The sequence below is a fragment of the Bacillus paralicheniformis genome, from assembly GCF_001042485.2.
GTDB classification, from domain to species: domain Bacteria; phylum Bacillota; class Bacilli; order Bacillales; family Bacillaceae; genus Bacillus; species Bacillus paralicheniformis.
In genome coordinates this window covers 1-4,088 of record NZ_LBMN02000013.1, presented here as the reverse complement: position 1 = coordinate 4,088, position 4,088 = coordinate 1, and the positions used below count along the sequence as shown (strand labels likewise).

Here is a 4,088-nt window from a genome sequence, read left to right as displayed (position 1 = left end):
AGACGTTTGAGGTCATGGCGCATTGGCATGTTGGCATCAAGAATTACATAATCACGTAGAAGAGCAGACCTATCATGGGTCTGTTTTTTTAGGTCAATTGGCAGGTGAAATTTCTTTTTTGATTGCGGTGACAGACTACACCTTGATATAAAACCTTTACTCTGGAGGTGAAGGCGATGACTATTGTAATTAATGTGATGGATTTAGGGGCAATGATTATTTGTGGTTTGATGCTCTTTGCTTTGTGGTTTTCGGAAGAAGTAGGCGATTAAAGCCTGCTTCTTTTTTATGGGGTTCGGGGAAGATTTCCCCGACTGGTTCGGACAGCGTCCGAGGTCTTGAATTTAGGAAAAATAATAGCCGGCTTCTTCGGCGATTTTTCCTATCAGCGGAGCTGATCAGAAGGAGCGAAAGCGACTGTCGTAGCCCTCGGCAGAGACCGCACTTTACGGAGTAAAGTATAGCGGGCTATACTTTACATGGAAGTGTCGCCGGAAAATGTGGTAAAATTGAGAGAGAAAGTTGTTGCCGGTGGGAAGGGCGTGAAGGGGAAAAATGGGCTTCATTATCTGTAATATGCGGAAGTTTAAGAGTGCGGATATAAAGGGTCTACAGATACATAATCAGAGGGAAAAAGAGAGCCATACGAACCCCGATATTGATCGAAATCGGGCGCATCTGAATTATGATTTATTGCATGATCAGCGAGTGGATTATAAGGCACTCATCAACGAACATATCGAGAAGAATGTGGAGACGAAACGGGCCATTCGAAAAGATGCGGTTAGGTGTTGTTCGTTCATGATCTCGGCAAGTCCCGAATTCTTCGAAAAGCTCTCTCCAGAGAGAGAAAAGGAATTCTTTAAATCGAACCTGGCATTTCTCCAGGAGCGTTACGGAAAAGAGAACGTGATGTATGCGTCAGTACATAAGGACGAAAAAACGCCTCATATGCATGTGGGGCTTGTTCCGATCACGAAGGAGAAGAAGCTATCTGCGAAGCAGATTTTCAACAAAGTTGAAATGAAGCAGCTGCAGGAAGCGATCGGGAAGCATAACGAGAAATTTGGCTTGCTGCGCGGCGAGCCTTCAGATAAAAAATATCTTGAAATGAACAAGTTTAAACGTGAAGCCTTGAAAGAGGAGATCAAAGAACTGGAGCAACAAAAGTTAGATCATGAAAAAGCAGCTGCGCAAATTTCGGGGCGGCTGGATGATTTAAAAAAGACAGCATTTGAAGCGCAGGCAGTCGATCAGATCGAAGTGAAAGAGAAGGGCGGCTTACTAAAGGCTAAAACTGTTCAAATGAGTAAAGAAGATTTTGAACAGTTGCAAAAGGTCGCCAGAGCCGGTGAAGTGTTCAAAAGGGACAATAAGAGTTTAGAGACTGAATTGGTACGTGAACGAAGTCGAACAAAAGAGTTGTCTAAAGAGAATGATCGTTTGAAAAGCGAAAACAGGAGCTTGAAAGCTGAAAAGAAAGAACTTGAAACAGAGAATCGCTTCTTAAAGCGTTCAATCAGTGCTTTCTTGACCTTTTTCGGAGAAAAGCAAAAAGAGTATAGAGCTTTGCTTGGTTATGCAAAAGCTCATATACTCACCAAAATGAACATGAAGATCACTGAAAAATACTTTGATCATAAGGATGAAGCCCCTGGAGCAAACAAATTTATCAGTGAAGAAAACGAGAGAAAACAGAATGCTCGAACAGCCAAGAAAAATAACGATATGGAGATGGAAAGATAGGGCGGGCTTTTCAGCTTAAATAAAATAAGATACGCCAATAAAGACGTTTAAAATGAATACGGCATCGATCTCTAAGGAAAAATCCTTTGTTTGAATTAGCATTTGATGTTCATTCCTTTCTGGGTTCTGACTTTGTTCGTAGATAATATAGCAGAAGTGTTCAAAGTTTTAAGGACAAGCAAAATAAAGCATGAGTCAACGGTAAGCGGAACGAAGTGAGCATTAAGGAGTTGACTCATTCACTGCACCCAAAAGCCTGTAATTCAAACAAACCCCGTTTGTTTGCGCCTGCCGAAGGGGCATCCCCCGAAGATCGGGGGTAGGGGGTTTGAATATTTGCCATCCAACGTGCTAGCGTTGGCGGGTTTGGGCAGCGCCCAAGAAAGGGGTTGTGTTGATGAAAATGAGAGAGCGTTTTGAAGAAAACATGAGACATGTAAGAGGCACGCAAGAATTGGAGGGTATATATCTAACAGACGCTGATGAAGAACTTCTATGGCAATGGGCATCCGGTCAGATCACAGAAGAAGAATACAATAAAAAAGCGATTGAAAAACCTTGATATAGGGGGTTTGACCATTTTGAAAATGACTAAAAGTGAGTTTGAAAAAGGCATGACGTATGCTAAAGCGACACACGCCATTGAAGGAATTTATCTTACAGCTGACGAGGAAGAATTATTATGGCAGCATGCATCCGGTCAGATCACAGATGAGGAGTTTGAGAGAAAAGCTCTTGAATTGGCTTATAAAGTGATACAATAGAGTTCCAACAACTTGTTTGGCGTAGGTGCGCAGCGGCAGACGACGACAGTCGTCGAGTGGCAACGAAAAGCGCAGCACCGAGAGCCAAACGGGAACCCCCCCATGCTAACAGGGGGGTAGTACGCAAGATGAAAATAAAACGTATAAAAAAACATGTTATGCAAAAAATGCCGTTGAGAGCGTTCAGATTCGATTCTGAGCGCTTTTATTTTTGTTCAGGTAATTGAAATAGGGGGATGCGTCAAAAACGCTTATAAGGGCTTTAAATGCGTTTTTTCGTTTTGTCTGCTGATGTCATTTAAAACCCGAATATGTCTTGTGTCCTACTTGTTTAAAAAGTGTTTGCCCCCCTGCGGGGAAATTTGGTTTAGTCTTTGGTCTCTTTTAAAAAGATGGCGGTTTCGCCAGCTTTTTGGCGATTTTGACGGAGTCAGAATCGTGTCTTTTCTTATCTTGATACATATAGAAACAATGAGATTTTCAAAAAGTACGCTCAATCCAGTATTGTCAAGGGTTTGAGGGCAATTTGACAGTGAAAAACCCCATCTGCTATTATTTAAGTGTCGAGCAAAAATAATAGAGTGCTAGAGAACTAGCGTCAGAAGGGGTTTTTCACTTTGTATTCATCTGAATCGAATTATAGCATCCTTGAGGACAAAACCGCAACAGGTAAAAAGCGGGATTGGCGAGGGAAAAAGGTGAGATCGTCACTTATGGCGGCTCATTATGAAGGACTTGAAAAGCGTACCGGTGCGCCTTACTACGGAAAAAAGGCAGAGAAAGTATGTGATTGTGCGGAATGTCTTGCGTTTAAGAGAGATCGAGAAACGGGCAGACTACGATTATATCAAGCCTATTTTTGCAAAGTGAGGTTATGCCCTATGTGTGCGTGGCGAAGGTCATTGAAAATTGCTTATCACAACAAATTGATCGTTGAAGAAGCCAATCGGCAATATAAGCCCGCATGGATATTTCTCACGTTGACAGTAAAAAACGTTGAGGGCGATGATCTCAAACAGACCATTTCGGACATGATGAAGGGTTTTAATAGATTGATGAAATATAAGAAAGTAGATTCTGCGGTGCGTGGATATTTCAGAGCTTTAGAGATCACGAAGAATCATGAAGAAAATACATATCACCCGCATTTTCATGTGTTGATTCCTGTTCGTACTGGTTACTTTGGTAAAAACTATATTAATCAAAAAGAATGGACAAGCCTTTGGAAGCGTGCAATGAAATTGGATTACACACCGATTGTTCATGTGCAGCGGGTCAAAGGAAAAAAGGGAATCGATGCGGAAGCGATTGAACAAGAAGTGCGTAAAGAGATGGAAGAACAAAAGGCTATTCTTGAAATCTCGAAGTATCCTGTTAAGGATACGGATGTCATACGTGGTAATGAAGTGACCGAGGAAAATTTGGATACGGTCTATTATTTGGATGATGCATTAAGTGCCAGGCGTTTGATCGGGTACGGCGGGATCTTGAAGGAGATCCACAAGGAACTAAATTTGACGGATGCTGAAGACGGAGATCTGATCCGTATTGAAGAAGATGATGATGAGGTGGCCAATG

Annotated in this window: 4 protein-coding genes; all 4 read left to right on the top strand. The window is 42.0% G+C overall.

The features are described 5' to 3' along the window. Positions 1-555 precede the first annotated feature (555 nt). Positions 556-1,746 carry a MobV family relaxase gene (mobV, locus tag ACH97_RS11670; RefSeq protein ID WP_057957838.1) on the top strand — a complete coding sequence of 397 codons (1,191 nt, stop codon included), beginning with the start codon at positions 556-558 and terminating at the stop codon, positions 1,744-1,746. Between the two features lie 397 nt (positions 1,747-2,143). Beyond that, positions 2,144-2,308 (top strand): antitoxin VbhA family protein, encoded by a 165-nt coding sequence (locus tag ACH97_RS23435; RefSeq protein ID WP_155519890.1) that lies wholly within the window; start codon positions 2,144-2,146, stop codon positions 2,306-2,308. A 19-nt stretch (positions 2,309-2,327) separates the two neighbouring features. Beyond that, a complete protein-coding gene (locus tag ACH97_RS11665; protein WP_057957837.1) occupies positions 2,328-2,510 on the top strand; it encodes an antitoxin VbhA family protein in 183 nt (60 codons plus the stop codon). Between the two features lie 617 nt (positions 2,511-3,127). Further along, positions 3,128-4,088, top strand: a 961-nt coding sequence (locus ACH97_RS11660) for a protein rep (RefSeq protein ID WP_057957839.1), incomplete at its 3' end; no start/stop codon positions are given.

Excerpts from the sequence above, each read along its gene's own strand:
- ACH97_RS23435 (WP_155519890.1), top strand. The coding sequence starts at position 2,144 with ATGAAAATGAGAGAGCGTTTTGAAGAAAACATGAGACATGTAAGAGGC.
- mobV (WP_057957838.1), top strand. The coding sequence starts at position 556 with ATGGGCTTCATTATCTGTAATATGCGGAAGTTTAAGAGTGCGGATATA.